General features: G+C 64.0%; 27 protein-coding genes, 1 pseudogene and 1 riboswitch. Of the genes and pseudogenes, 13 read left to right on the forward strand and 15 right to left on the reverse strand.

Annotation, left to right across the window (positions count from 1 at the left end):
• Window positions 1–31: 31 nt before the first annotated feature.
• A complete protein-coding gene (metX, locus tag C8D77_RS33100; RefSeq protein WP_109671662.1) occupies window positions 32–1,201 on the reverse strand; it encodes a homoserine O-acetyltransferase MetX in 1,170 nt (389 codons plus the stop codon).
• 109 nt (window positions 1,202–1,310) lie between these two features.
• Window positions 1,311–1,388: riboswitch (SAM riboswitch) on the reverse strand.
• Window positions 1,389–1,525: 137 nt separating this feature from the next.
• On the opposite strand from metX, the gene hisC reads away from it, so the two are divergent.
• A complete protein-coding gene (hisC, locus tag C8D77_RS33105) occupies window positions 1,526–2,635 on the forward strand; it encodes a histidinol-phosphate transaminase (RefSeq protein WP_109671623.1) in 1,110 nt (369 codons plus the stop codon).
• 6 nt (window positions 2,636–2,641) lie between these two features.
• A complete protein-coding gene (locus tag C8D77_RS33110) occupies window positions 2,642–3,577 on the forward strand; it encodes a prephenate/arogenate dehydrogenase family protein (RefSeq protein WP_206532373.1) in 936 nt (311 codons plus the stop codon).
• A 154-nt stretch (window positions 3,578–3,731) separates the two neighbouring features.
• Here C8D77_RS33110 and C8D77_RS33115 read toward each other — a convergent pair whose 3' ends face one another.
• Both C8D77_RS33115 and C8D77_RS33120 read right to left on the reverse strand, forming a co-directional pair.
• Window positions 3,732–4,667, reverse strand: coding sequence for a sugar kinase (locus tag C8D77_RS33115; protein WP_109671625.1), 936 nt, complete (start codon window positions 4,665–4,667; stop codon window positions 3,732–3,734).
• A 7-nt stretch (window positions 4,668–4,674) separates the two neighbouring features.
• The gene (locus tag C8D77_RS33120; protein ID WP_109671626.1) at window positions 4,675–5,676 is read right to left on the reverse strand and encodes a DUF2125 domain-containing protein; all 1,002 of its coding nucleotides are present in this window, start codon (window positions 5,674–5,676) and stop codon (window positions 4,675–4,677) included.
• A 151-nt stretch (window positions 5,677–5,827) separates the two neighbouring features.
• Here C8D77_RS33120 and C8D77_RS33125 point away from each other — a divergent pair, with 151 nt between their 5' ends.
• The 3 genes from C8D77_RS33125 (at window position 5,828) to C8D77_RS33135 (ending at window position 8,135) form a co-directional block, all read left to right on the forward strand.
• The gene (locus C8D77_RS33125; protein ID WP_109671627.1) at window positions 5,828–6,349 is read left to right on the forward strand and encodes a gamma-glutamylcyclotransferase; all 522 of its coding nucleotides are present in this window, start codon (window positions 5,828–5,830) and stop codon (window positions 6,347–6,349) included.
• Window positions 6,350–6,469: 120 nt separating this feature from the next.
• A complete protein-coding gene (locus tag C8D77_RS33130; protein WP_109671628.1) occupies window positions 6,470–7,417 on the forward strand; it encodes an aldo/keto reductase in 948 nt (315 codons plus the stop codon).
• A 91-nt stretch (window positions 7,418–7,508) separates the two neighbouring features.
• The gene (locus C8D77_RS33135) at window positions 7,509–8,135 is read left to right on the forward strand and encodes a LysE family translocator (RefSeq protein ID WP_109671629.1); all 627 of its coding nucleotides are present in this window, start codon (window positions 7,509–7,511) and stop codon (window positions 8,133–8,135) included.
• A 25-nt stretch (window positions 8,136–8,160) separates the two neighbouring features.
• Here C8D77_RS33135 and C8D77_RS33140 read toward each other — a convergent pair whose 3' ends face one another.
• Together C8D77_RS33140 and C8D77_RS33145 are read right to left on the reverse strand one after the other, a co-directional pair.
• Window positions 8,161–8,961 carry a lysophospholipid acyltransferase family protein gene (locus C8D77_RS33140; RefSeq protein ID WP_109671630.1) on the reverse strand — a complete coding sequence of 267 codons (801 nt, stop codon included), beginning with the start codon at window positions 8,959–8,961 and terminating at the stop codon, window positions 8,161–8,163.
• 79 nt (window positions 8,962–9,040) lie between these two features.
• Window positions 9,041–9,946: a LysR family transcriptional regulator gene (locus C8D77_RS33145; RefSeq protein WP_109671631.1), complete on the reverse strand. Its 906-nt coding sequence runs from the start codon at window positions 9,944–9,946 to the stop codon at window positions 9,041–9,043.
• A gap of 98 nt (window positions 9,947–10,044) precedes the next feature.
• Here C8D77_RS33145 and C8D77_RS33150 point away from each other — a divergent pair, with 98 nt between their 5' ends.
• The 3 genes and pseudogenes from C8D77_RS33150 to C8D77_RS33160 all read left to right on the forward strand — a co-directional run bounded on the left by C8D77_RS33150 (window position 10,045) and on the right by C8D77_RS33160 (window position 11,425).
• Window positions 10,045–10,596 carry a carboxymuconolactone decarboxylase family protein gene (locus tag C8D77_RS33150; RefSeq protein WP_109671632.1) on the forward strand — a complete coding sequence of 184 codons (552 nt, stop codon included), beginning with the start codon at window positions 10,045–10,047 and terminating at the stop codon, window positions 10,594–10,596.
• 58 nt (window positions 10,597–10,654) lie between these two features.
• Window positions 10,655–10,768: pseudogene (locus C8D77_RS37875) on the forward strand (DUF1348 domain-containing protein); the annotation flags it as partial.
• A 24-nt stretch (window positions 10,769–10,792) separates the two neighbouring features.
• The gene (locus C8D77_RS33160) at window positions 10,793–11,425 is read left to right on the forward strand and encodes a pyridoxamine 5'-phosphate oxidase family protein (RefSeq protein ID WP_109671634.1); all 633 of its coding nucleotides are present in this window, start codon (window positions 10,793–10,795) and stop codon (window positions 11,423–11,425) included.
• On the opposite strand, the gene C8D77_RS33165 is transcribed toward C8D77_RS33160, so the two are convergent.
• The 3 genes from C8D77_RS33165 to ftsE form a co-directional block, all read right to left on the reverse strand.
• Window positions 11,426–12,151, reverse strand: a complete 726-nt coding sequence (locus C8D77_RS33165) for a YdcF family protein (RefSeq protein WP_109671635.1) — start codon at window positions 12,149–12,151, stop codon at window positions 11,426–11,428.
• A 133-nt stretch (window positions 12,152–12,284) separates the two neighbouring features.
• The gene (locus tag C8D77_RS33170; RefSeq protein ID WP_109671636.1) at window positions 12,285–13,280 is read right to left on the reverse strand and encodes a cell division protein FtsX; all 996 of its coding nucleotides are present in this window, start codon (window positions 13,278–13,280) and stop codon (window positions 12,285–12,287) included.
• The gene (ftsE, locus tag C8D77_RS33175; RefSeq protein ID WP_010911739.1) at window positions 13,273–13,932 is read right to left on the reverse strand and encodes a cell division ATP-binding protein FtsE; all 660 of its coding nucleotides are present in this window, start codon (window positions 13,930–13,932) and stop codon (window positions 13,273–13,275) included. The genes C8D77_RS33170 and ftsE overlap by 8 nt, the downstream gene beginning before the upstream one ends.
• Window positions 13,933–14,124: 192 nt before the next feature.
• Here ftsE and C8D77_RS33180 point away from each other — a divergent pair, with 192 nt between their 5' ends.
• The 3 genes from C8D77_RS33180 to C8D77_RS33190 all read left to right on the forward strand — a co-directional run bounded on the left by C8D77_RS33180 (window position 14,125) and on the right by C8D77_RS33190 (window position 15,782).
• Complete coding sequence (locus C8D77_RS33180; RefSeq protein ID WP_109671637.1) at window positions 14,125–14,769, forward strand: hypothetical protein; 645 nt, start codon at window positions 14,125–14,127, stop codon at window positions 14,767–14,769.
• 24 nt (window positions 14,770–14,793) lie between these two features.
• Complete coding sequence (gene hpt, locus C8D77_RS33185; RefSeq protein ID WP_056583612.1) at window positions 14,794–15,336, forward strand: hypoxanthine phosphoribosyltransferase; 543 nt, start codon at window positions 14,794–14,796, stop codon at window positions 15,334–15,336.
• Window positions 15,337–15,410: 74 nt separating this feature from the next.
• Window positions 15,411–15,782 (forward strand): response regulator, encoded by a 372-nt coding sequence (locus tag C8D77_RS33190; RefSeq protein ID WP_164548794.1) that lies wholly within the window; start codon window positions 15,411–15,413, stop codon window positions 15,780–15,782.
• Here C8D77_RS33190 and C8D77_RS33195 read toward each other — a convergent pair whose 3' ends face one another.
• Window positions 15,783–16,730 carry a DMT family transporter gene (locus tag C8D77_RS33195; RefSeq protein ID WP_109671663.1) on the reverse strand — a complete coding sequence of 316 codons (948 nt, stop codon included), beginning with the start codon at window positions 16,728–16,730 and terminating at the stop codon, window positions 15,783–15,785.
• Window positions 16,731–16,953: 223 nt separating this feature from the next.
• On the opposite strand from C8D77_RS33195, the gene C8D77_RS33200 reads away from it, so the two are divergent.
• Window positions 16,954–17,835 carry a LysR family transcriptional regulator gene (locus C8D77_RS33200; RefSeq protein ID WP_109671664.1) on the forward strand — a complete coding sequence of 294 codons (882 nt, stop codon included), beginning with the start codon at window positions 16,954–16,956 and terminating at the stop codon, window positions 17,833–17,835.
• Here the strand turns inward: C8D77_RS33200 and C8D77_RS33205 are convergent.
• From C8D77_RS33205 to C8D77_RS33215, 3 genes are all read right to left on the reverse strand, one after another.
• Window positions 17,814–18,185 carry a glyoxalase superfamily protein gene (locus C8D77_RS33205; protein WP_109671638.1) on the reverse strand — a complete coding sequence of 124 codons (372 nt, stop codon included), beginning with the start codon at window positions 18,183–18,185 and terminating at the stop codon, window positions 17,814–17,816. The genes C8D77_RS33200 and C8D77_RS33205 overlap by 22 nt on opposite strands.
• Before the next feature lie 53 nt (window positions 18,186–18,238).
• On the reverse strand, window positions 18,239–20,833 hold the full coding sequence (locus C8D77_RS33210; RefSeq protein ID WP_109671639.1) for a TIGR02302 family protein: 2,595 nt from the start codon (window positions 20,831–20,833) through the stop codon (window positions 18,239–18,241).
• Window positions 20,834–21,045: 212 nt separating this feature from the next.
• Window positions 21,046–21,987, reverse strand: coding sequence for a threonine/serine dehydratase (locus C8D77_RS33215; protein WP_109671640.1), 942 nt, complete (start codon window positions 21,985–21,987; stop codon window positions 21,046–21,048).
• A gap of 51 nt (window positions 21,988–22,038) precedes the next feature.
• On the opposite strand from C8D77_RS33215, the gene C8D77_RS33220 reads away from it, so the two are divergent.
• Window positions 22,039–22,341 carry an ArsR/SmtB family transcription factor gene (locus C8D77_RS33220; RefSeq protein WP_109671641.1) on the forward strand — a complete coding sequence of 101 codons (303 nt, stop codon included), beginning with the start codon at window positions 22,039–22,041 and terminating at the stop codon, window positions 22,339–22,341.
• A 32-nt stretch (window positions 22,342–22,373) separates the two neighbouring features.
• On the opposite strand, the gene lysA is transcribed toward C8D77_RS33220, so the two are convergent.
• The 3 genes from lysA to argH form a co-directional block, all read right to left on the reverse strand.
• Entirely contained in the window at window positions 22,374–23,642 is a 1,269-nt protein-coding gene (gene lysA, locus C8D77_RS33225) for a diaminopimelate decarboxylase (RefSeq protein WP_109671642.1), read from the reverse strand.
• Between the two features lie 70 nt (window positions 23,643–23,712).
• Window positions 23,713–23,919: a lipoprotein gene (locus C8D77_RS33230; RefSeq protein ID WP_056583600.1), complete on the reverse strand. Its 207-nt coding sequence runs from the start codon at window positions 23,917–23,919 to the stop codon at window positions 23,713–23,715.
• 93 nt (window positions 23,920–24,012) lie between these two features.
• The gene (gene argH / locus C8D77_RS33235) at window positions 24,013–25,413 is read right to left on the reverse strand and encodes an argininosuccinate lyase (RefSeq protein WP_109671643.1); all 1,401 of its coding nucleotides are present in this window, start codon (window positions 25,411–25,413) and stop codon (window positions 24,013–24,015) included.
• Between the last annotated feature and the right edge of the window lie 32 nt (window positions 25,414–25,445).

The following is a 25,445-nucleotide window of genomic DNA, read 5'->3' on the forward strand; positions in this document are numbered from 1 at the left end:
CCCGATCCGAAAAGTCTGCAATTTTTCGGGGTCATGCGCTGAGCCCTCTCGCCCGGGCCGCCGATCCGATGAAGCCGTTGATGGCGGCAAACAGTTCCGGCTCGTCGAGCAGGAAGGCATCGTGGCCGCGGTCGGTCTCGATCTCGACGAAGGAAACCGACGCGCCGGCCGCGTTGAGTGCGTGCACGATCGAGCGACTCTCCTCGGTCGGGAACAGCCAGTCCGAGGTGAAGGACACCAGGCAGAAGCGGGTTCTGGTGCCTGCGAAGGCATCGGCCAACCGACCGCCATGATCGGCGGCGAGGTCGAAATAGTCCATCGACCGCGTCATGTAGAGGTAGGAATTGGCGTCGAAGCGATCGACGAAGGTCATGCCCTGGTGGCGCAGATAGCTTTCGATCTGGAAGTCGGCGTCGAAGCCGAAGGTCAGCGCTTCGCGATCCTGCAGATTGCGGCCGAACTTCCGGTGCAGGGCGGCTTCCGACAGATAGGTGATGTGGGCGGCCATGCGCGCCACCGCCAGGCCCTTTTCCGGGCGTTTGCCGTGCTCGAAATATTTGCCGCCATGCCAGTCCGGATCGGCCATGACAGCTTGCCTTCCGACCTCGTGGAAGGCGATGTTCTGCGAGGAATGGCGCGCGCCGGTGGCGATCGGCAGCGCCGAGAAGACGCGCTCCGGATAGCTCGACGCCCATTCCAGCACCTGCATGCCGCCCATCGAGCCGCCGAGCACGCAAAACAGTTTCTCGACGCCGAAATGGTCGATCAGCATCTGCTGCGCGCGCACCATGTCGCGGATGGTGATGATCGGCAGGTCGAGCCCATAGGGCTTGCCGGTGGCGGGGTTGGTCGAGGCCGGTCCGGTGGACCCCAGACAACCGCCGATGACGTTGGAGCAGATGACGAAGAAGCGGTTGGTGTCGATGATCTTGCCGGGGCCGATCAGCACTTCCCACCAGCCCGGCTTGCCGGTCACCGGATTGGTGCTGGCGACATGCTGGTCGCCGGTCAGCGCATGGCAGACGAGGATGGCGTTGGAGCGAGCGTCATTCAGCGTGCCGTAGGTCTGGTAGGCGATCTGGAACGGCGACAGCAGTGTGCCGGCATCCAGCTTGAGCGGCTTGTCGGAGCCAAAACGCAAAACCGGGCTCGACGGTTGGTCGGCCTCGTTGTTGGTTTTGCGGGCGCGCAGAACGGCCATGACATCCATCTCACACTTTGAATCCACGGCACCGCGCTTTCGAAAATCGATGCCGATGTCCGGCCGGTCGCGGACAACAAAAAACCGGCATTGCAGTCGCAAAGCCGGTTACAGGATGCAAACGGCCCTTTAGCAAGTTGTTTAACGTGGCTGCAAGCCGACCGGCCAAATCACCACGGAAGTTCGCACCTCTTCTACGGCTGTGGCGCGCCGGCGTCAACGGCCAGCCTTGGTCCGGTGGCTGTCACCTCTCGACATTGCGGGCCACGGCTTGTATTTCCGCTGCGGCTTCCCTCAGGAAGCGTTCTCGACGGATTTTGCGACATGAGCCAGACACCGGACAAGGCACGTCCAACCCCGCGCGCGGGCATCATGGACATCGACGCCTATGTGCCGGGCAAGAGCACGGCGCCTGCCGGCGTCGCCAAGGTCTACAAGCTGTCCTCGAACGAGAACCCGCTCGGTCCGTCGCCGAAGGCGATCGAAGCCGCGCGTGAAATTGCCGGCAAGCTCGACGTCTATCCCGACGGCACCGCCAGGCGGCTGCGCGAAGCGATCGCCGAGGTGCACGGCCTCAACCCGCAGAACATCATCTGTTCCAATGGCTCCGACGAAATCCTCGGCCTGCTGGCACAGACCTATCTGGCGCCCGGCGACGAGGCTGTCATCACCGAACACGCCTTCATGGTCTACAAAATCTACATCCAGTCGGCTGGCGCCGTTCCGGTGACGATCAAGGAAACAGACGAGCGCGCCGATATTGACGCCATCCTGGCCGCCGTCACGCCGCGCACCAAGATCGTGTTCCTCGCCAACCCCAACAACCCGACCGGCACCTATGTGCCGTTCCAGGAGGTGCGCCGCTTGCATGCCGGCCTGCCCAGGCACGTGCTTCTGGTGCTCGACGCGGCCTATGCCGAATATGTCCGCCGCAACGACTATGAAGCCGGCATCGAGCTGGTCAGCAGCGCCGAGAACGTGGTGATGACCCGTACCTTCTCCAAGATAGGCCTCGGCGGTGCGCGGATCGGCTGGATGTATGCGCCGATGCACATCGTCGACGCCATCAACCGCGTGCGGGGGCCCTTCAATGTCAATGCGACGGCGATCGAGGCCGGCATCGCCGCGATCCGGGACCGCGCTCATGTCGAGCGCAGCGTGACGCACAACGAGACCTGGCTGGCTTGGCTGAGCGAACAGATGACAGGGCTCGGTTTGCGGGTGACGCCCAGCGTCGGCAATTTCATCCTCATTCATTTTCCCGAGGACAAGAAACATTCCGCAGCGGCGGCGGACGACTATCTGACGGCGCACGGCTATATATTGCGGCGCGTTTCCGGCTACGGCTTTCCCAACGCGCTGCGCATGACCGTCGGCACTGAAGAGGCCAATCGCGGCGTTGTCGCCGCTCTCACGACATTCCTGAAAAGCTAGAACACCATGACATCACCGATGTTTGAAAAGATCGCGCTGGTCGGCATCGGCCTGATCGGCTCGTCGCTGGCCCGCGTCATCCGCCGCGAGGGCCTCGCCCGTCACGTCGCCATTTCCACCCGCAGCGCCGCGACGCTGGCGCGGGCTGAGGAGCTTGGGCTGGGTGATTCCTACACGACCGATGCGAGAGAAGCGGTCCGCGATGCCGATCTGGTCATCGTCTCGGTGCCGGTTGGCTCATCCGGCGCGGTCGCCGAGGAAATCGCGCCGGCGCTGAAGCCGGGCGCGATCCTCACCGATGTCGGCTCGACCAAGGCATCGGTCATCGCGCAGATGCAGCCTTATGTGCCGGCCGGCGTCCATTTCATTCCCGGTCACCCACTGGCGGGCACCGAAAAATCCGGCCCCGATGCCGGTTTCGCCGACCTGTTCGACAATCGCTGGTGCATCTTCACGCCGGTGCCCGACACCGATCCGGACGCGCTGGAGAGGCTGTCGGAATTCTGGCGGCGCTGCGGCGCCAACATCGACACGATGGACCCTCAGCATCACGACATGACGCTGGCCATCGTCTCGCACCTGCCGCACATCATCGCCTACAACATCGTCGGCACCGCCGATGATCTGCAGTCGGTGACCAAATCCGAAGTGATCAAATATTCGGCTTCGGGCTTTCGCGACTTCACCCGCCTTGCCGCTTCCGACCCGACCATGTGGCGCGACGTGTGCCTGCACAACAAGGACGCCATCCTCGAAATGCTGGCGCGGTTCTCGGAAGATCTGGCGTCGCTGCAACGCGCGATCCGCTGGGGCGATGGCGAAAAACTCTTCGACCTGTTCACCCGCACCCGCGCCGTGCGCCGCTCGATCATCGAGGCCGGCCAGGACATCGACGTGCCCGATTTTGGCCGTCAGGCGGTCGAGCACCCTAAAGGGAGCTGATATTCAGGTGAGGCCGGCCTGCAAATGGCGGATACCTGCGCTTCCCCGTTCCACCGCGTCGCGGTAGAACTGTGCTCACGTACTTCAAGTACGCTCCGCTCCGGTTCTCGGTCTCAGCCATTTTCGACTCGGCCTGACCTGAATCTCAGCTCCCTTAGCCTTGTCGGGATGTCGGCCAGGTCGCAGCGACCATGGCCAGAGTCTCGGCGCGGTCCGGCGCGCCCAGCCTGCCGCCGAAGCGCAGGCATTTGAGCGCGGCGGCCGCACTGGCAAAGCGCAAAGCCTGCTCGACCGGCATGGCTTCCGCCAGCCCGACGGCGAAGGCGCCGTGAAAGACATCGCCGGCGGCCAACGTGTCGACGGCCTTGATTTTCGGCGCCGCGACATGGCGTACACAGCCTGCGGAACGGTCGTGCCACCAGCTCCCCGCCGCGCCGCCGGTCACCGCGACAAAGGCGTCGGTGCGGCTGGCGAGATCGGCGCAAGCCGTTTCCGGATCGAGCGCCTGGCCGCAGACAATGCGCGCCGCCGGCTCCGAAGCGACGATGTGCGTGGCGAGCGGCAACAGCTGTTCCAGGACCTCCAGCCGTGCGGTGTCGGCATCGAGGATCGCCGGACGGCCCATGGCGCGGGCCGCCTTCAGGGCAAGTGCTGCCGCACCCGGCCAGCGGACATCGACCAGTACGGCGTCGAATGCCATGAGGTCAGCGACCGGCAAGGCTTCGGGATCGGCGTGGGCAAGTCTGTCATAGAACGGCACGATGATGCGCTCGCCATGCGCGTCGACCAGGATCGAGGCCAGCGCCGAGCGGGCGCCTCTGACGCGGCGCACAAAGGTGCAATCGACGCCCTCGGCCTCGATGCCGGCGATGAGCTGGTCGGCGACGGCATCGTCGCCGGCACTCGCCCACAGCGATACCTCGGCACCCAGGCGGTGGGCCGCGCAGGCAGCGCTCGTCGCCATGCCCGAGGCGATCTGGACGCCGTCGGAGGCGATGAACTTTCCTTGATGCATGGGCAGTGTCTCGACACGCAGGATGGTGTCCAACGTCAGTGCGCCAACACTCAGCAACCTCACGGGTCTTGCCATGGCAACGCTATTCCACCGGCTTGATCTTGCCCAGCGGAATGAAGCCGAGCGAGGCCTTGCCCTTGACCACCTTCAGCGGCATCGACGGTTCGTTGCCGAGCACCGCCAAGGCAGCAAAGCCCTGCTCGATCTGGCTTTTCTGCTCGGGTATGGCGGCGCCGAGGATCGCCGCCACCGCCTTCGGATCCTTCAGCCTGATCATCAGATCGGCGTTGATAAGGCCCTCGGCATCGACCGACAGCGGTCCCGAAACGGTGATGCGCGCCGTGCCCGACGACAGGTCGAGGTTGCGGATTTCGATCGCCTGGCCGCGCAGGCTTTTCACTTGCGTGCCGATCAGCGCGACGCCGTTCTTCAGCGTGACGTCGCCGCTGGCATCGAGCGCCGGCAGCACGCGCCCGCCGATCGCGTCGGGATCTATCTCGAGATCGCCAAAACTGCCGATATAGTCGATATCTCCGCCGTTCGGCTGCAACTGACCTGATGCCTTGCCGGCGCTGAACAGTTGCATCGGATCGGTGTCGTCGGCTGGATCGGTCTGGCCGGACAGGCCCTCCGCCTCCAGAGAAATCCGCTGCGGTAGCGGCCACCACAATTTGACGTTGGCTTGCAGATTGTCCCAGTCGATCCAGAGCGGCACCATGTCCGGAACGGAGGTCCTGAGCGGACCGCGCAGATTGGCTACCGGTGACAGAGGCTGGATGATCTGGGCGGCTGCGTTGAAGCTGCCGGCCGAAGCGGCGATGTTTTTGGCATCGTCCTCGTAGGCCAGGTTGTCGCAGGAGACGCTAAAGCTCAGGGGATAGCCGCTGACCTGCAGGTTGGCGCAGCCGGCTTCGACGCCAGTCTTGTTCAGCGTGGCGACCGCCTTGTCGGCCTCGGTCCTCACCCGGTCAGCCAGATAGAACCAGCCGCCGCTGTAGACGGCGAACAGCACGACGATGAACGCTGCAAGCCAGAACAGGCGGCGACCGTTGTTACTCGGCTGGCGTTCGTCACTTGACGTCATGCTTTGGCTCTCGTTAACGCAAGGGTGTTGCGGACGGACAGTCGATTCCGCCAACAACAGGTAGACAGAGACGAATAGGTAGACAGAGAAGGGCGGAAAAAACACCGATTCCCTGTGGTGCTGCCATTCTTTTGCAATCAGGCGCGGCGATATGGGCGATTTTTGGGTGTTTGGCTATGGTTCGCTGATTTGGCGGCCGGGTTTCGCGCATGTCGAGACACAACGCGCCCGTCTGCACGGCTATCGCCGGTCGCTCTGCGTCTATTCCTTCGTGCATCGCGGCACGCGTGAACGACCGGGGCTGGTACTCGGCCTCGACCGCGGCGGCTCCTGCATCGGCCTGGCGTTCCGCGTTCCCGGCGGCTTGCGCGACGAGGTCATCACCTATCTGCGCGAGCGCGAGCTGGTCACCAATGTCTATCTCGAGCGTATGCTCAAGGTTCGCCTCGACAGCGGCCGCACGGTCGAAGCGGTGACCTACATCGTCGACCGCCAGCACGAGCAATATGCCGGCGCGCTCGATGCGGCACATGCGGCGGCGGTGGTGCGCGGTGCCGTCGGCCAATCCGGCATCAACGAAGATTATGTGCTCAGCACGCTGGAGCATCTCAAGGCGCTGGGCATCCGCGACCACTGGCTGGAGGATGTCGCCAGGCAGGTCGCGCCTTTGTGAAGCTGGCTCTGCGGAAAAAGGCGGCCAGGCCTTTGACCTCGATCAGGCAAGACCTAGTTAGGCTTCGAACCTCAGCCAGTGGGCCGCATTCGCCCACCCCAATCATCCTGGAGATACGCCTTGCAGAAACGCCGTCTCGGTCGCACCGACCTGTCCATCGCGCCGCTGGTTCTGGGCGGCAATGTCTTCGGCTGGACCGCCGACGAGAAAACCTCGTTCGACCTGCTCGACCGCTTCGTCGGGGCCGGCCTCAACGCTATCGATACGGCGGACGCCTATTCGCGCTGGGTCTCTGGCCACAAGGGCGGTGAGTCGGAAACCATCATTGGCAAGTGGATGAAAGACCGGGGCAATCGTGACAAGGTCGTGGTGATCACCAAGGTCGGTTCGGATATGGGGCAAGGACACAAGGACCTGTCCGCCGCCTACATCGAAAAGGCCGTAGATGCATCGCTGAAGCGGCTGCAGACCGATGTCATCGACCTCTATCTGTCGCATTGGCCGGACCCGACGACGCCCTATGAGGAAACCCTTGGCGCCTACGAGAAGCTGCTCGCCAAGGGCAAGATCCGCTATGCCGGCTGCTCGAACCTCGACGCCGGCCAGTTGCGTGCCGCGTTTGATGTGGCGAGCCTGCGAAGCCTGCCGCGCTACGAGGTGCTGCAGCCGGAATACAATCTCTACGATCGCTCGTCCTTTGACGGGCCGCTGCGCGATCTGTGCGTGGCCGAGGACATCGGCGTCATCACCTATTTCAGCCTGGCCAAGGGTTTTCTCAGCGGCAAATACCGCAGCGAGGCCGATCTCGGTCAAAGCCCGCGTGGCGGTGGGGTGAAAGACTACCTCAACGCGCGCGGCATGCGCATCCTTGCCGCACTCGACGCGGTGTCGACCAGGCATTCGGCCAAGCAGGCGGAGGTGGCGCTTGCCTGGGCAATCGCGCGGCCGGGCGTCACCGCACCGATCGCCAGCGCCACCAAGCCCGAGCAGATGGACAGCCTGATCAAGGCGGCGTCGCTGAAGCTGAGCGGCGCCGACATGGCCGAACTCGACAGAGCGAGCGGCTGAGGTTTTCGGCGGCCGCTCCTCGCACGAACGTCCAAGACGACCCTCTTGTCTTGCCATAGCCTCCGTCGCACGGGGCAAGGCAGAGGGTGAGATGACTGAGCCGCTTCTTTCGCAGCCGGACCTTTGGCGTCAGCTGCTCGCTCTGGTGCTTGCCTCTGCCGTCGTCATGGGCAGCCCGGGACCGGCAACGATAAGCGTCACCGCCGTCGGCGCGGCGTTCGGTTTGCGCCATTCGCTGGGCTATGCCTGGGGGATCATCCTGGGCACGATCGCCGTGCTTTTGGTCGTCGCGACAGGGGTCATGGCGGTGCTCCATTCGGTGCCGAAGCTGGCGCCGTTGCTGGCTGTCGCTTCCGCGGCCTACATCCTCTATCTCGCCTTCAAGATCGCCACGGCCCCGCCGCTGGCGGCGCGCGCCGCCGAGGCTTCGCGACCAACATGGCTGGCTGGGTTTCTTCTCGCGATCGCCAATCCAAAGGCCTATGTGGCGATCGCCGCGGTGTTCGCCGGCGCCTCGTCGAAACAGGGCGCCGCTGAGCTTGGTCTATGGCTGAAGCTGGCGGTTCTTGCCCTGATGATCGTTGCCATCCACGCTCTGTGGCTCGTCGCGGGGGCTGGGTTCGCGCGCTTCCTACGCCGGCCGGCGGCATCGCGGATCATCAATCTGGTCTTTGCCGCAACGCTGGTGTTGACCACCGCGCTGGCCGTGTTCGGCTGAGAACTGCCGGCCGGAGACTTCCGGTTCAGACTTTGGTTCTTGCAGCCGCGTCCAACTCTTGCAGCCTTTTCATCGCTGTCGGCGGCAAGGCAGGTGGGTTCGGGCCGCGTGCCGCATCAATCAGGAACTGGTCGCAGGCAGCCTCGGTTTCACCGATCAGCCGGGCCATGAATTCGTCCTTGCCCAGTCCCGGTGGGATCGGCGGCAGGAAACGCGCCTTCACGGTGCCGGGGTAGCGCAGAAATTTTCGACGCGGCCAATAGAGACCGGCAACATGTGCGACCGGCACCACCGGAATGCCAAGTTGCGTGTAGATTTCGACGATACCGTATTTGTAGGCCGGCTCGTCGCCCGGCGCCCGGCGTGTGCCCTCGGGATAGATGATGAGCTGGCGGGGATTGCGGGCCATCTCCTCCTTGGTCGCGGCGACCACGGCCTTCAGCGCCTTCGAGCGGCTGCCGCGGTGAACCGGGATCATGCGCATCTTCATGATGTACCAGCCGAAGAACGGGATCCAGGTCAGCTCGCGCTTCAGGATGTAGAGCGGGTCCTGAAGGAAGGGGAAGAAGGCGATCGCATCCCAGAACGACTGGTGCTTGGGCGCCAGGATGAAGGAGCCTTCGGGAAGGTTTTCCTGGCCGGTGATGTCGTTCTTCGTTCCGGCGATCTTGTCATAGAGCCACATCGAGGTGCGCGACCAGAATTTCGGCACGAACCAGGCGCGGTGACGGGGCGACAGGAAGTAATAGGGGGTCCAGAGGATCATCTGGACGATCAGGTTGACGTAGAAGACGAAATTGAACGTCAGCGATCTGAAATAGAGCATTTGGGGGGAGGCCCGGTGAGGAGGTGTGCGTTGGTTACACCAAGCAGGCGCAAAAAGGAAACGGTACAATGCGGCTCATCTACCAGGTCGCCTGCGCCAGACGTTCCCTGAGGCGCGGGCCGGCAAAGTCCAGGAAGGCGCGTAGTTTCACTGGCAGCCGGCCCTGGCCGGCATGCACCAGGTTCACCGGCCAAGGTTCAGGTTCGAAATCCCTGAGCACGGGCTGCAATATCCCTGAGCGTACGGCGGCGACGATCTGGTAGGAGAGCACGCGCGTCATCCCGACACCTGCGGTCGCCGCATCAATCGCTGCCTCGGCGGTGTTGACCCGGAGCCTGGAACGGACAGGGACAGGAACGTCAGCTTTGTCCACCGCGAAAGTCCATGTGGCGAGCGAGCCAAGGCCCTCAAAGGTGATGCAGCTATGCGTTTCGAGGTCTTTCGGGGTTTTCGGCGCCCCGTGCTCGGCCAGATACGCCGGACTTGCGCACACGACATGCCCGATCGAACCGACCCTGGTCGCGATCATACGCGAGTCAGGCAACCGGCCGATGCGGATGGCGAGGTCGATATGGTCCTCGGCCAACTGGGCTATCCTGTCGCCGAGCGTCAGGCGGATATCCACCTTCGGGTACGCGGCGAGGAAGGCAGTGACGACCGGCAGCACGTGAAGGCGGCCGAAAACGATCGGCGCGGTGATGATCAGCTCGCCTGTCGGTGCGCTATACTCGCCGCCCGCGGTACGCTCGGCCTCTCCGACGTCCTCCAGGATGCGACGACAGGCGGCAAGATAGGCGTCGCCCGCATCGGTCAGCGTCAGGCGCCGTGTCGAGCGGTTCAACAAGCGTGTCTTGAGATGCCGTTCCAGCTCGGAGACCTTGCGGCTGACGGTCGCCAGCGGAGTGCCCAGACGACGCGCAGCAGCGGAAAGGCTGCCGGATTCCGCTGCCGCGACGAAAAGGGACATGGCTTCGAGGCGATCCATGGTTTTCCCAGAAATTGGAAGGATAGGTTACAATTATGGCATCTACATCCGCAAGATGGAAGGGCTCATATAGGACTGGCAAATCCAGAGGAGTTCTCATGCCCCGCATCGCCACGCCTTCGTCCATCGCCGCCGCTCCCGCAGCCGCGCAGCCCATGCTGCAGGCCGTGGAAAAACAGCTCGGTGTCGTGCCGAACCTGTTTCGGATGGTCGCCAACAGTCCAGCCGCGCTTGAAGGCTATCTCGGCATGTCGGGTGCGCTGGCCAAGGGCCGGCTGCCGGCGCCGACGCGCGAGCGCATCGCGCTGGCGGTCGCCGAGATCAACGGCTGCAGTTATTGTCTTTCCGCGCACAGCTACCTCGGCAAGAATCTCGCCAAGCTCGACGACGCCGAGATGATCGCCAACCGCCATGGCGGTTCCACGGATCCCAAGGCGGCCGCGGCGGTGCGTTTTGCCGCCAAGGTTGCGCAAAGCCGCGGGCACGTCGGCGATGAAGACCTCGCCGCTGTAAGGCTGGCGGGCTATGATGACGGGCAGATCATCGAGATCGTCCAGCACGTCGCGCTGAACGTCTGGACCAACTATATCAACGAGGTTGCCCGGACCGAGATCGATTTTCCGGTTGTTTCCGCCCGCGATGCTGCCTGAATGCGGACAGGGCCGGTGGTGTCCGCCGGCCCCCGTCCGGCACGGGTCGCGCTTGCCTCTGCGCATCGCCAGCATGGACGACCTGCCGATCGGTGCGGCTGATCGCAAGTATCACTGGCCGCACGGCCGGCGGCCGGACGATCACCTGACATTGTCGGAACTCGGGCTTTAGCACCTTTCCGCAAGGAGGATTTTGATGAACGCGCATGCTTTCACCAGCGACGTCGCCTTCACGCCGACGGTCAAGGCGATCCAGGCCCGCAAGGGCTCACGCCAATCCTATGCCCGAGTCGAGGAGCGTGGCGGCTGGCAAGCTGTCATCACCCCTGACCTTGCCGCCTTCATCGAGATGCAGACCAGCGTCTTCCTGTCGACGGCCAATGGCGATGGCCAGCCCTATATCCAGCATCGCGGCGGGCCTGCCGGCTTCCTCAAGGTGCTGGATGAACACACGATCGGCTTCGCGGATTTTGCCGGCAACCGGCAGTTCATCACGCAGGGCAATCTGGCCGACAATCCGCAGGCCTTCCTGTTCCTGATCGACTACATGCACCGCCAGCGCATCAAGCTCTGGGGTACTGCGCGCGTCGTCGAGAACGATGCCGAACTGATGGCGAAGCTGATGCCGCAGGATTACAAGGCGCGCCCCGAGCAGGTCATCCTGTTCACGGTCTCGACCTGGGACGCCAATTGCCCGCAACATATCCCGCAACGGTTCGAGGCAGCCGACGTGGCGGCCGCACTCGGCGAGAGGGACAAGCGCATCGAGCGACTTGAACAGGAGATCGCACGTCTCAAGGGGAATTCAGGCGCCGCCGCAGGGGAATGATCAGCCGCCGGCCGCGGTTTCGGCCAGCGCGATGCCGTTGGGCGTCGGCTTGACCGGCACGATGCCGCGCGCCAGCGCCAGCAAATATTTGTTGTATTCGGTGAACAGCACCCGCAAGGCCCGCGGCTTGGTCAGCCAGCCGCCATTGTCGAGGTTGGAATTGACCACCGGATAGGGCTCGAGCTTGGCGCCGTGCAGCAGCCGGCCCATCTCAAGCAGGCTGCGCGGCATATGATAATTGTTGGTGACGAGGATCACCGTGCCATAGGCATGGCTCTCGACCCATTTGGCGCTTTCCTCGGCATTGCCGATCGTGTCGAGCGCAGCGCGGTCGATGTCGACACAGCAGGAGAACAGCCTGACGTCACCACCGGTCGCCGCCTGCAACTGGCGACGGCTGGCGGAAGGATGCACACCGCTGATCAGCAGCCGCTCGCCCTTGCCGGACGCCAGCAGATCCATCGCGGCATCAAGGCGGGACTGGCCGCCGGTCAGCACGATGATCGCGTCTGCCTTGGCCGGGTTGGCGGGCGTTGTCAGGTGACTGACCTTGTTGGCGAACCAGCCGAAGCCGCCGGCAAACAAAGTTGCGAGGATGAGCACAGAGAGAGCGGATAGGCGCAACGCGGCCCTTAGACGGCTCACCGTGCTACGGTCATGCGAACGGGCAACCACCACTGGCATCTGCCCAGCCGTACCGGTCGATTCCCGCGCGTCCATAGCCATATGGTTAGTCCTGAAATGCGCCCTTGGGTAGGTAAAAGACGCACTTTGCGTTACGTGAATTCTCCATCCGTGATCACCCTGTCTTATCCATGCCGTTGTCCCAAAACCGGTTCCCACTTCTGGGCGACATGGATCACCCTGCATCCGGTTGGCGGACATCGATGTCGCTGAGATAGGCAACGACGGTGGCGTGGGACGTCGCAGCCGTGAGCCCGCCGATCACCAGCACCATCAAGACGACACCGAGATAGCCTGCCGAACCGATGGCGAAATTGCCGAATAGGGCGGTTGCCTGGTCGGCCTGCGGTGTCGCCATGTTGCGCGACGACCACCAGGAAAAGACGATGAAGACGAGCACTGCCGCCGCCCCGCCGGCCGCCGCGCCCTTCATGCCGGTGACCAGGAAATGACGGCGGAATTCGCGTGCGATGAATTGTGCCTCGGCGCCGACGAAATGCAGCACCTCGATGATGTGGCCGTTACCGGCCATGGCGCCGCGTGTGGCGAACACCACGGTCAACACCGTCGCCGACAGCATCAGCGCCAGCACGGCGATGCCGATGGTCACCGTGGTGCGGGCCATGGCGACCAGCCGGTCGACCCAGGTGCGGTGATCGTCGAGCGATGCGCTCGGCAGTCTCGGTGTGATCGCGGCGCGCATGGCGGCGAAATCGGGCGGGCTGTTCTCATCGATGGTGACGATGATCAGGCGCGGCACCGGCAGCTCGTCGATGTTGAGGCCTGAACCCAGCCATGGCTCCAGCAGCCTCGCGGTCGCCTCGCGATCGATGATCTTGGTTGCTTTGACGCCGGGAAATTCGCCGGCGATCTGCGAGGCCTGGGCAAGGGCTGCCTCCATGTCTAGGCCGTCGACCGGCTTGACCTGGATCGTCGCCTCGCGCGAGATCTGGTTCTCCCAGACAGACGCGGTGTCGCGCACCAGCGTCACCGCGCCGAAGGTCAGGCAAGACAGGAAGGTCATGATGGCGATGACCAGCACCAGCGCCCGGCCGGCAATGTTCTGCGCCGGCACGATCGGCGCCATCCTGCGCTGGGCGCGCGGCTTTGCCTCGGTCGCCTCGGCGTCCTGCTCTCGTTCCACAAGATGGTCGGCGGACAGCTCAGTCATAGATGTCCAGCCTTCCGCCGGCCAGGATCATGCGGCGCGCGTCGACCTGTTCCATCAGTCCGAGGTCATGGGTGGCGATCACCACCGCGGTGCCCAGACGGTTGAGCTCGATGAACAGCCGCAGCAGGCGTCGCGCCAGCGGCGGATCGACATTGCCGGTCGGCTCGTCGGCCAGCAGGATTTCCGGCTGCTCGATCAGCGCACGCGCGATCGCCGCGCGCTGCTTCTCGCCGCCGGACAGAACCGGCGGCAGCACATGCATCCGCTCGCCCAGCCCGACCCATTTCAACAGTTCGGTGACATCGGTGCGGTAGCTCGCTTCCTCGCGCCCGCGCACGCGCAGCGGCAGCGCGACGTTCTCGTAAGTGGTCATGTGGTCGAGCAGGCGAAAATCCTGGAACACGACGCCGATGCGGCGGCGCAGATGCGGCAGCTCGGTGCGCGAGATGCGCGAGCGATCCTTGCCGAATATGGTGATCAGCCCGCGCGTCGGCTTCAGCGACATGAACAGCAGACGCAGCAACGTCGTCTTGCCGGCGCCCGAAGGCCCGCTGAGGAACTGGAAGGAGCGCTCCGGAATGTGCAGGGAGATGTCGCGGAGGATTTCCGGACCCATGCCATAGCGGAGGCCGACATTTTCGAAACGAATCAATTTCGGCGACCTGAAATTCGGCGCGGCAGCGAGCCGGCCTGTTCTGGGTAAAGACCATCGGCTGGCATGGTTAACCGGCGGTTAATTCCTAGGCTCTTTCGGCTCGTCACGAGGGCTCCGGTGGGGAAGCGTTAACCATTTGTGTTTACGCAAAAGAAACGAAAAGCGAACACGTGCTGCAATGCTGGGGCCATGATGCCTGACGATCGAACCGCGCGCCCGGTTTCCGGCGAAATCATGACCGATCCGGCGGCAATTGCCGCTACGGACCGGTTCATGCGTGGTTCGGCTGCCGACATCGTCGATGCCGACTACGTGGTGATGCCACGTCTTGTCCCTGCCGTGGAAAGCGTTTCACCGCTGCCGCGCGCGATCGTCACACCGCCCATCGAGGGCATGGACATGCTGCGCAAGCCCGAGGCCCCGGCGGAACGGCCGCCGGCCTCGCGCGGCGGGCCGATCTTCTGGATCGCCGGCATCGGCGCCGCGCTGGCCGCCTTCTGGGTTTCCGGCGGGCACGCGCTGGTGCGCCAGGCGCCGTTCCTGTCGGGTGCGCAGGCCTCGGCGCTCAGCATTTCGGGCGTCACGTCACGCGTCGACGCCTCCGGGCCGAACCCCGCGCTGTTCGTCGATGGCGAGGCCGTCAATGATGGTGCCAAACCGGCGCAGTTGCCGCCGCTCGAAATCCGGGTGACCGGCAATGACGGGCGCACAACCCGCTATACGTTGGGGACATCCGGCCGCGCGCTGGCGTCCGGCGAAAGATTCGGCTTTGCCAGCCGGCTCGACGTGCCTAAGAACGGCGTAAGGACCGTTTTGGTCACTTTCGCCCAATAGGCGATCACCGGGGAAAGACCACCAATGCCCATCGTACGCGGCAAGGACATCGAAGTCCTGTTTTCGGCATCGGCGATCGCGCGGCGCAATCTCGAGCTTGCCAAGGAGATCGCCGGCCACGATTATCACGATTTGCTGGTGATCTCGGTGCTGAAGGGCTCGTTCATCTTCGCCGCCGATCTCATCCGCGCCATGCACGATGTCGGCCTGTCGCCCGAGGTCGAATTCATCTTCATCTCCAGCTACGGCGCCGGCACCACCAGCGGCGAGGTGAGGGTGCTGCGCGACATCGACAATGAGGTCGCCGGCCGTGACGTGCTGTTGATCGACGACATTCTCGAATCGGGCAAGACGCTGAGCTTCACCCGCGACCTGATGCTGTCGCGGGGCGCCAAGAGCTGTTCCATCGCGGTGCTGCTCGACAAGCGCATGCGCCGCCAGACCGCGCTCAATGCCGACTATGTCGGCTTCGACTGCCCCGACTATTTCGTCGTCGGCTACGGCATGGACGTTGCCCACGCTTTTCGCGAGTTGCCGTTTGTCGGCGTCGTCAAAGGGGACGTGTGAGCGACATCAAAAATGCTTGGCGATGCTGCGCGCTTTCAGGAAAAGTCAACTTTTCAGCGCCAAATATGCCGGCCATGGCAAAGCTTCTGATCGTCGAGGACGATGAGTCCGTCCGCACCCTGGCAGCCCGCGCGCTTGAACGCGCCGGGCACACAATCGATATCGCGGCGGACGGCGCGCAAGGGCTTTCGCTGATCCAGGCCGCGCGTGGCGGCTACGATCTTGTCGTCTCCGACATCCGCATGCCGGAGATGGACGGCATCGAGATGGCGATCGCGGCGGCAGCGCTCTTCCCATCGATGAAGATCATGCTGATGACCGGCTATGCCGACCAGCGCGAGCGTGCCGAGGAATTGAACGGCATTATCCTCGATGTCGTGCAGAAGCCTTTTACGCTGGCCGAAATCCGCTCGCGCGTCGAACGGGCGCTGATCTGCTTCGCCTGATCAGGCTGGATCGGCAGCAGTGAGCACGGGTGCAGCGCTCTTGCGCCGTTCGGTGTTGAGCGCCATCAGGCCGGCGCCGATGATCAAGGCAGCACCGATCACGGTTGTCGACCGTGGTACTTCGGCGAAGAACAGGAAACCCCACAGCGGCGACCACAGGATGCCGGTGTATTCGAAAGTGGCAACGCGGTTGGCCGGCGCCATCCGGTAGGCCTGCGACAGCAAGATCATACCTGCCGAAGCGACGAAACCGCAGGCCGCCATCTTGAGAAAATCGGGCAGCGTCGGCCACAGCCAGGGCCGCACCAGGAATTCCAGGCTCGGGTGGACGGCGTGAGTTATGCCAGCAAGGTGAAACGCGCCGGCCACCACGGCGGCGCCAACCAGATAGGCGCCGTTCTGATAGAAGGCCATGACGGTGGACGATTCGGTATCGCCGATCTTGCGGGCCATCAACTGCGAAAAACCATAGAGCGCCGCCGAGCCCAGTGACAGCAGCGCCGCCCAGTCGAACAGCCCGGCGCCCGGGCGCAGCATCACGAGGACGCCGAACAGCCCGATCAGCACGGTCGCCAGCGTCCGCCAGGAGACGCGCTCGCCAAGATACGGCCCGGCCAGCGCCATGATGAACAGCGGCGCCATGAAGTAGAGCGCCACCGCATCGGCCAGCGGCAAGGCAGCGATGGCCAGATAGTACACCGTATAGGAGGTGAACTGGATGAAGGCGCGCACAGTAAGCATGCCGAATCGCCTCGACAGGATCGCCCGCAAGCCGACATCGGCATGGACCAGAAAGATCAGGATCGGCAGAGCGACGATCGAGCGGATCGCCATCACCTCGGTCACCGGATAACCGCTCGACACGGCTTTGACGAGCGGATCCTGCAGCGAGAAGACCAGCACGCCCAGACACAGGCTCAGGATGCCGCGCACCATCCGGTTCTGCATGAGGGTTCCAGGCTCCAGTACCGCGACCGCAAGCACGCTTGCTGCAAGCTAAAAAGAACCCGCCACCGTTTCGGGCAGCGGGCACGAGTGAGGACTCTTGATTGGTCCGCGGCTGATTTCGCAGTCGCATATCCAATGGGTGTGGCCACTATCATCCTGCGTTTGACATGTTGCAAACGAATTGGAATGATACCAGCGATCAAATTTCCTTATGGCGGATTTCATGCGACCGACCCTCGACAGCGACCTCCTGCGCACCTTCGTGGCGATTGCCGAGACCGGCAATTTCACCAAGGCGGCGGAGCAGGCCGGCCGCACCCAGTCGGCGGTGTCGATGCAGATGAAGAAGCTCGAAGAGCTGATTGGCGACAGTCTGTTCGAGCGCGGTTCGCGCGGCGTCGCGCTGACGCGGCGCGGCGGCGAACTCATCGTCAACGCCCGCCGCATTGTCTCGCTGCTCGACGAGACGTCGGCGTCGATGGCGGCGCCGCCGCTCGGCGGGCCGGTGCGCATCGGCATTCCCGAAGAGTATGGCCACGCCATCCTGTCGCGCGCGCTCGGTGCCTTTTCGAAGCGCCATACACAGGTGGAGGTCACCGTGCGCTATGCGCATTCGGGGGCACAGATAGCCGCGCTTGCCGCCGGCGAACTCGATCTGTGCGTGGTGTTTGAATGGCAGGATCCTGCCGGCGGCGAAGTGCTGATGCACGATCCGACCGTGTGGGTAACGTCGACCCTGCACCATATGCATGACGAACAGCCGGTGCCGATCGCACTCTACAACCGGGCCGGCTGGTGCAAGGACTTCGCCATCAAATCGCTGGAGCAACGCGATCTTGCCTATCGTGTCGCCTATACCAGCGACACCACCGGCGGCCTCAAGCTCGCCGTCACCTCCGGACTGGCGATCGCGCCGATTTCACGCAGCAACATTCCCGACGGCTGCCGTGAACTGACGACCGCGGACGGGTTCGGCGCCATCGATTCCTCGAATGTGGTGATGCACCGCAACCCGAATGCGTCAGGCGAGGCGATCGACGGTATGCAGGAGGCAATCCGCGAAGCGTTCGTCAACAGGCTCACTCAGCCGGCGGCATCTTCATAGAAATGCAGGCGGTTGCCGAATGGATCGGCGACCGATACCTCGCGGGTCTTCCACGGCGTCTCTTCCAGGCCCGGCTTGGCGAACCGGTATTTCTTGCCGATCAGTTCGCCATGCAGCGCGGCGATGTCCTCGACCTTGATGCGCACGGCAATGCCGGGTGCACCGTCGCCGTGATGTTCGCTGAGATGCAGGACGCAGCCATCGCGGCCGATCGCCATGTAAAGCGGCGCGTTGTCGTCGAAGCGATGCTCCCACTGCACCTCGAAGCCGAGGAAGCCGACATAGAATTCACGCGCCTTGGCAATGTCGAAGATGCGCAGGATGGGCGTGACGGCGCCAAGTCTAGGCATGGTGGTGCAACCGTTGAAGAGGGTTTTCGGGCGGGGTGGGAGGCGGGCAATCCTTACTTCAGCTCGAGCAGCCGTTCGAGATAGCTGCGTTCGATATCGGGGCTGAGCGCATTGCCGAGCCGCTTGCGGATTGCTTCCAGAATCTGACGGGCGCGCTGCACGTCGATCTCGTCGGGTACCTTCACCGAATCGCCGAAATCGGGACCCTGGCTGGCGCGCGGCCGGCCGAGCGGATCACGATCGGCGTTCTGCTGACGGCCGCCTTCCTCGCTGCCGCCCTGGTCGCCCTGCATGGCCTGCATCTGCTTCATCATGTCCTTGGCGCCTTTGCGCAGCGCTTCCAGCGCCCGGCCCTGATGGCCGACGGCCTCGTCGCCTTGGCCCTCTCCGAGGGCCTGTTCGGCATTGCCCATGGACTTGCCGGCCTCGCCAAATCCTTCATTGGGCTCCATGCCCATGCCTTCGAGACCCTTCTTCAGCTGCTCGAGGTCGCTTTTCAGCTGGCCCTGGCCTTGCTGCAGCTGTTTCAGCGCGTCGGCGAATTCTTGCGGCGTCATCGGCTTTTGCCGGGCGAGCGGATCGCGGTCCTCGCCGACCCCTGGCTTGTCCCCATCCTGGCCGCCGCCTTCGCCGAGCTGCTCGTCGCGGTTCTGTCCGCGCTGGCGCTCACCGCGCTGCATCTGGTCCATGCGGAAGGTGTCGTTCATCATCTCCTGCTGGCGCCGCAGGATCTCGCCCAGCTTGTCCATCTGCTGGCGCATCTCGCTGTCCTGTTGGCCGCCTTGCTGCTGACGGCCGGCCTGCAGATTGTTCATCATGTCCTGCAGTTGCGACAGCAATTGCTGGGCCTTGTCGCGGTCGCCCGACTTCGCCAGATTCTCGATCTGGTCCATCATGCGGTCGATGTCGCTCTGGCGCAGTTCCTGGCCGTTCTGCTGCATCTGCGGTGCGCTGGGATTCTGCTTGGCGCGTTCCGCGAATTCCTGCAGGAACTGGTTCATCGCCTCGCGCAGTTCCTTCATCGCCTTTTCGATTTCAGCGTCGCTGGCGCCATTCTTGATGGCGTCCTGCAGCGCCTGCTGCGCCTGGCGCAGCCGCTTTTCCGCGGCCGAGAGATTGCCTTCCTCGATGCCAAGCGCGATTTCCCAGAGATAGGAGACCTCGCTGCGCAACTGATCGTCGCTGTCGGCCATCTTCAGCCGGCTGCGGGCGCTCACGATGGCGAGGTAGTGGGACATGTTGTCGAACGTGTCTTCCGGTCGCAGCGTGATGGCGTCCATCAGGTCGAGCACGCGGGGCTTGGCGTTGGCGTCGAGCGCCAGCAGGCGGCGCTGCTCGATCACCGCGCGCGCCAGCGGATTGGCGAATGGCCGCTCCGGCATCAGCAGCGTCTTGGTCTCACTCGATGCAGTGTGCCCGGCATCGTCGGTGGCAACCAGCGTCAGCTTGATGCTGCTGCCGGCCCAGACATGTTCGGTCAGGTCCTTCGAGGTCCTGGCGGCGTTCGACTTTCCACCACGACGCGGCAGCGACAGCGGCATTTCAGGCGGACCATAGAGCGGGTGTGCATTGGGCGCCTGCGGATCGGCGAGCGCGAACACCGCCTTGGCGGTGGCGGCGCCATAATCGTCGTCGATCTGGTAGTTGAGTTCGAAGGCGCCGTTGGCGGCGCGCTTCGGCTCACCGACGAAGCGGATCTGTGGCGGCTTGTCGGATATGACCGCGAAGGCCCAGCGCCCTAGCTGGTCCTCGCCCGACGTCAGCGTCAGCGTGCCGTCACCGGTCAGCTTGCCGGTGAACTGGCGCACTTTGGATGGTGTCGCCGGCGTTGGCGCCGGCTTGGCGGCGGCGGCCTGGGGGCCGGCCGGGTCGATGGCGCGGGAATTGCCCTGCTTGTCGGCATAGGCAAGGGTTTCTTCGCCCGAGCCGCCGGTCACACGCAGCGAGACGTCGCTGCCTTCCGGAATGGTGAAGGTCGGCGTCGCCTGGTTGGCGTCGGCGGTCAGGAAGATCGGCGGCTTGCCGGTGTAGGCCGGTGGCGTCACCCAGGCGTCGATGCGCGGCGGCACGGCATCATGCGCCCCATGGGCATTGAACCCGTCGCTGATCCTGCCGCCTGTTGGCCCGAAGGAGAAGGCAAAGGCGGTAACGAGCAAAAGTGCCGCCACCGCGCGCAGCCCCCAGGGGTCGTGTTCCGGCACGCGTGTACGCGGCAGGTCGGCGCCGAGGCTGTCGAGCTTTCCGGCCATGCGCTTCTGGTGTTCGCGCCACAGCGCCTGCGAAAAGCTGCTTTCCCGGCCGCTTGGCCGGTCGGTCTGCACCAGCACCGGGCTGTGCAACAGTTGATTGGCCGCCTCGATCCGGCGGTCGATTTCGGCAGCGCCCGGCAGGCGGAAGAAGCGCAGCGGATAGAGCGCGGCCAATGCCGCGATGGCAAAGGCGGCGACGAGGCCGATGCGCGCCATATCCGGCACCCGGGAGAAGATGCCGAGCCAAGAGATGCTGAGGAACAGGCTGGCGACGATGACGAGCGGAAGCAGCAACGGCCAGCCGCGCTCGACCATCATCGAGACCCGCGTCGCCAGCCGGCTCAAGGCAAGGCGCCCGGCCAGGCCGCGATCGCTGCTGAAGGTGGGTCGTTGCGTCATCGGCCCTTCCTAGAGCCTATTCCATCCCGAAAGAACCGGGATGGGGCTCTATCTCCTTGAGCATGATCTGTTCCGAAAACCGGATTCCACTTTTCGGAATCATGCTGTGGGGCGGGCAGGATAGCCCAAGCCTCACGACTCGAAGAATACCAGCAAACACGGCAAAGGCGAGGCGCTTTCAAAAAACGTGAAGCCCATCGCTATAGTTGCAGTCAGAAGGTCGCCGGGTTGGCATTCGCCCCGCAGACCAGCACGGCGACGCGTTCGCCCGGCGCCGGCGTATAACGGCCGGACAGGACGGCGGCAAAGGCCGCGGCGCCACCTGGCTCGGAGATGATGCGGACCCGGTTCCACAGCGCCTTCTGCGCGGCGATGATGTCGTCGTCGCTGACCAGGATCGAGCGTTCGACAAAGGCCTCGGCGATCGGGAACATCATTTCGCCGACGCGCTTTGGCGCCAGCGAATCAGCGGCGATGCCCTCGGCCGGCGCGTCGACGGGGTGTCCGGCCTCAAAGGCACGGTGAAGCGTCGGCGCCCCCTCCGGCTCGACGGCGATGATGCGGATGCGGCCGGCAAACCAGGCGGCGATGCCGCCGATCAGGCCGCCGCCGCCGACGGCGACCAGCAGCGTGTCGATCCCAGGCAAATCGCTCTCGATTTCGAGCCCGAGCGTGCCTTGGCCGACCAGCGTTTCCTCCTGGTTGAAAGCATGGATCTGGAGGGCGCCGGTCTGCTCGGCGAAACGTTCGCTGGCGGCCAGCGCCTCGGCGTAGCGGGCGCCGCCGACGATCAGCTCGGCGCCGTAGCTGCGGATCCGCTCCAGCTTGGCTGCCGGACTCACTTCGGGAACGAAGATGGTCGCCTTGTGGCCAAGCCGCATGGCGGCATAGGCGACGGCCGCACCATGGTTGCCGCCCGATGCGGCGACGACGCCGGCTTCGGGGACCGGACGCTCCAGCAGGTTGGTGAAGGCGCCGCGCGCCTTGAACGAACCGGAATGCTGCAGGCATTCGAGCTTCAGGTCGACCGTCAGCGGCGTGCGGTCGAAGTCGGCCATGTCGACACGCAGCACCGGCGTGTGCCTGATATAGGGGCGGATGCGCGGTTCCATCGCGGCAATGCGCTCGCGTGTGACGGTGTTGCCCTGCGACATGTGTGATCTCCTCGGGATTGACAGCAATTAGTAACTTGGCAAAATGGCTAAATGCAAGAGGTTGATGTCTTCAAGGCGATTGCCAACGAACGCAGGCTGCAGATCCTCGACTGGCTAAAGGATCCGCGCGCGCATTTCCCTGCCCAAGCGGATGGCGATCTGGTCGAGGACGGCGTTTGCGCGCTGCTGATCGCCGAAAAGCTCGGCATCACCCAGGCGACGCTGAGTGAGCATATGCGCGTGCTCACCCAAGCCGGCCTGCTGCGCGTCAGGCGCATCAAGCAATGGACGTTCTACCGTCGCGACGAGGACAGGATCGCCGACATCAGGGCGCTCGTGCAGAACCGGCTATAGCGCTTCCGGCCGGCATCCAGGCCGGGCAGCTTCTATGCAAGCCAGTCGGGCACGGAATCAAGCCCGATCAGGTCGTCATAGGTCAGGCGCGGACGCACGACGTGGAACCGGTCGCCGTCGACCAGCACCTCCGGCACCAGCAAGCGGGTGTTGTAAGTGCCGGCCTGCACCGCGCCATAGGCGCCGGCGGTGGAGACGGCAATTAGGTCACCGGCCTTCAGCCTGGGCAGATCGCGATCGAGGCCGATGTAATCGCCGGTCTCGCAGACCGGGCCGACCACATCGACCATCATGCGCGGCGTGTCCGCCGGCGGCTGCACGACCGGGCGGATGTCATGGAAAGCATCGTAGAGCGTCGGCCGGATCAGATCGTTCATGGCGGCGTCGACGACGAGGAAGTTCTTGGCGTCGCCTTCCTTTACGAAGATCACTTCCGAGACGAGGATGCCGGCATTGCCCACGATCAGCCGGCCCGGCTCGAACATCACCTTCAACCCGAGCTTGGTGACATGCCTCCTGACGATCTGGGCATAGGCATCGGGCAGCGGCGGCGGGTTGTTGTCGACGCGATAAGGGATGCCGAGGCCGCCGCCGAGGTCGATATGCTCGATGGCATGGCCGTCGGTGCGCAGCGCGCCGACCAGATCGACAAGCAGAGCGAAGGCGTCGTCGAAAGGCTGCAGTTCGGTGATCTGGCTGCCGATATGGGTGTCGATGCCGGTGATCTTGATACCGGGAAGCTTTGCCGCGCGGGCATAGACCTGGCGGGCCTTCTGCCACGGGATGCCGAACTTGTTCTCGGCCTTGCCAGTGGAGATCTTCTTGTGGGTCCTGGCGTCGACATCGGGATTGATACGTAGCGAGATCGACGCCACCTTGCCAAGTGCGGCGGCTCGCGCCGACAGCAGTTCGAGTTCAGGCTCGGATTCAACGTTGAAGCAGAGGATGCCGGCGGCAAGGGCAAAGTCCATTTCACGCGCGGTCTTGCCGACGCCCGAAAACAGGATCTTGCCGGCTGGGATGCCGGCGGCCAGCGCCCGGCGCAATTCACCTTCCGAAACCACATCGGCGCCGGCGCCGAGCTTCGCCAGCGTGCGCAGAACGGCCTGGTTGGAATTGGCCTTCATGGCGTAGCAGACCAGCGCGTCGAGCCCGGCAAAGGCTTGCGCGAACACCCGGTAGTGTCTGGTCAAGGTGGCCGTCGAATAGCAGTAGAACGGCGTGCCGACCTGTGTAGCGATATCGGGGATCGCCACGTCCTCGGCATGGAGCACGCCGTCGCGGTAGTCGAAATGGTTCACTCGAGTGGTTCCGGAAAATTGGGGCACGATGAGACCGGGTTTGGAAAGACCAACCCCGGTGTCATCGGCTCTAGATCAGCGGGTCGAGGATGAATTTCTTGTCCACGACCGGTTTTTCCGGCTCCGGCGGCACAGGCTGGTGAGCCTTCGAGGCGTCCTTGCGCGCTTGCACGGCTGCCTCATAGGGCGTGTCGAGACCGCCCCTCCTACCGCAGGCCGAAACGGCCGCGATCGCAACCAGCAGCGTCAGCGTCACCAAAATCCTGCTTCCGGTCATCGATCCATCCGTCCGAAACGTTTGCCAGCCGCCGCTTTTAGCCGAGTTCTCAGCGTATTGCACCCCGGATATTGCTGGTCGCAATATCTGGCATCACGCTTTCGCCAGTCGCTTTTTCCAGGCTCGGATCTGCTTCCTCACTTCCGACGGCGCGGTGCCGCCGAAACTGGTGCGGCTCTTGACCGAGTTCTGCACCGCCAGCACCGAAAATATGTCCGCCGTGATGCCGGGATTGATCGACTGCAAATCCTCCAGCGAAAGCTTCTCCAGCCCCACCTTCTTGTCTTCGGCCAGTGCCACCGCCCGGCCGGTGACATGATGCGCCTCGCGGAACGGCAGGCCGAGCGTGCGCACCAGCCAGTCGGCGAGGTCGGTCGCTGTCGCGTGGCCGGAGCCGGCGGCCTTCTTCATCGCGGCTGCGTTGATCGTCATGTCCGAGACCATGCCGGTCATCGCGGCCAGCATCAGGTCGAGCGTCTCGGCGGCATCGAACGCCGATTCCTTGTCTTCCTGCATGTCCTTGCCATAGGTCAAAGGCATGCCCTTCATCACCGTCAGCAGGCCGACCAGATGGCCGGTGACGCGGCCGGTCTTGCCGCGCACCAGTTCGGCGGCGTCAGGGTTCTTCTTTTGCGGCATGATCGAGGAGCCGGTGGAAAACGAGTCCGACAGCCTGACGAAGCCGAATTGCGGCGTCGACCAGATGATGATCTCCTCGGCCAGCCGCGACAAATGCGTGGCGCAGATCGCGGCAAGAGCGAGGAATTCGAGAGCGAAATCGCGGTCCGAAACGCTGTCGAGCGAATTGCGCATCGGCTCGCGGAAGCCGAGCGCCTTGGCGGTCTGGTGACGGTCGATCGGGAAACTGGTGCCGGCGAGCGCTGCGGCACCGAGCGGGCTTTCGTCCATCCGTTCGATCGCATCGCGCACACGCGACAGGTCACGCGAAAACATTTCGACATAGGCCATGCAGTGATGGCCGAAGGTCACCGGTTGTGCCGCCTGCATATGGGTAAAGCCCGGCATCACCGTTGCCGCATGCTCCTCGGCCCGCTCCAGCAGCGCTTTGATCAACCCTTTCAGCGCCTCGGCGACGCGAAAGCACTCGTCCTTGACCCACAGCCTCAAATCGACCGCCACCTGGTCGTTGCGCGAGCGGGCGGTGTGCAGCCGGCCGGCGGCCGGGCCGATCAGATCGGCAAGGCGTGCCTCGATGTTCATGTGGATGTCTTCGAGCCGGGTCGAGAACTCGAAGGTGCCGGCCTCGATCTCTTTCAGGATCGTGTTCAGCCCGTGAGCGATTTTTTCTTGATCGGCTGCCGAAATAATGCCCGTTTGCGCCAGCATCTCGCTATGGGCGATCGAGCCTTTGATGTCCTGGGCATAGAGTTTACGGTCGAACGAGATCGACGCGTTGATGGCTTCCATGATCGCGGCCGGACCCGAGGCAAAACGTCCGCCCCACATCTGGTTGCTGGTCTTCTTGTCGCTCATGGCTATAACCCGTGCTTCGGAGCAGTTTTGAG

It is taken from the genome of Mesorhizobium loti (assembly GCF_003148495.1).
GTDB classification, from domain to species: domain Bacteria; phylum Pseudomonadota; class Alphaproteobacteria; order Rhizobiales; family Rhizobiaceae; genus Mesorhizobium; species Mesorhizobium loti.